At 38.6% G+C, this 1,354-nt stretch carries 2 protein-coding genes; both read right to left on the bottom strand.

Annotation, left to right across the window (positions count from 1 at the left end; all coding sequences use genetic code 11):
* On the bottom strand, nucleotides 1–879 hold an 879-nt coding region (locus ACFIQE_RS10425), incomplete at its 3' end, for a hypothetical protein (RefSeq protein ID WP_375707707.1).
* Complete coding sequence (locus tag ACFIQE_RS10430; protein WP_375627506.1) at nucleotides 869–1,348, bottom strand: crossover junction endodeoxyribonuclease RuvC; 480 nt, start codon at nucleotides 1,346–1,348, stop codon at nucleotides 869–871. The genes ACFIQE_RS10430 and ACFIQE_RS10425, both read right to left, overlap by 11 nt.
* Nucleotides 1,349–1,354: the final 6 nt, after the last annotated feature.

The raw sequence follows: 1,354 nt of genomic DNA on the forward strand, positions 1-1,354 counted from the left end.
ATTTGTGAACCGTTCGAACTCTAACAGCGCCTCATCATGCGTTAATCCTTGATCGATTGCGTATTGCAAATTAGGTTTGAAATCCTCTGGCAATCGACAACCGCGATTAGCTTGCGCTCGTTTTGCTTTTTTGGGAACGTTCTCTTGCTCGTGAATGGAAGGTTGGTTGTCTGATGAGGTTTCGATTTGCTCTGATGTGATCTCAACAGCAGCAACCTCTGTTGGCTCGTCAACCAAATCGATTGTTTCTAAATCTTCAGAACCAATTTCTTTTTTTGCTAAAACGATAGTTTTAGTTTTTTTATTATAACTGTTAATGTTAGTGTTATTGTTTATGTTATATATATAGGCATCATTAAGCATGTCGTAAGCATCATGCTTAGCATCCTTAAGCATACTGTTAGCATCATGCTTAATAACTTTAGCATCGTTAAGCATGGCTTTAGCATTGTTTTTATCAGTATTTTCAATGGCTTTAGCATCATCACAAGCATCATTTGTATGTTTATCCCATCTTGCCTGCGCTGCTTTCTTTGCTCTCTCTGATAACTTCTTTGACCGAGATGTCTTCGATACCTTATCTAAGCTTTCATTAGAGTTATTGAGTTCTTCTTCAACTTTTAAACTCCATAAACACCCATCGTCTAAACGTTCGATATGACCCGTGCTTATTAAAACTTCTAACGCTTTCATAAACATTTTTACTGAACAACCAGTGTAATTAGCCCAGACCTTTGTGTTATTTAAAAGCGGCTCTCCAGTATAAAGCATTTGCAAACGCAATTTTATATAAACATTGCATTCAATGGGAGATAAACAAGCAAGATCAAGAATCCACCTATCTGCAAACAGCCTCGTCCACGGTAATTTACTGGACATATATACCCCCTTCTTTCATTAAATATAAAATTGCTAAAGCATCTGCTTCGTTGTCGTCTTTAGGCGTATGTCCTTTTGCACACACCGCCTTAATCATTTTTACTTTTGATGCGTTTCCTTTTCCTGTTGTTGCTTTCTTAATTGTGCCAACAGGAATGCCTTCATACGGTATCTGATGATGTTCACACCACGTCGTTAAGGTTGATAACAAGTCACCGTAAATATGCACTGCATCAGTACTATTATGACGCCTCACTTCTTCAAAATACACCGCGTCAATGCTGTCTACTGTCTGTTTTATTTCTGATAGACATCTCTTAAAGCGTAAATAATGCATTCCACCGACTTCAAAATATCGGGGGTGGAAATTCATGACACCACTAATGATGTGACCATCCGCACCGCATATCGCCCAGCCTGTCTTGGTCCCTAGATCAAGACATAAAATGGTTTGTGCGTTAGTGATCATAATCCC

It is taken from the genome of Bartonella sp. AA1HLJMS (assembly GCF_042197445.1).
GTDB lineage: Bacteria > Pseudomonadota > Alphaproteobacteria > Rhizobiales > Rhizobiaceae > Bartonella.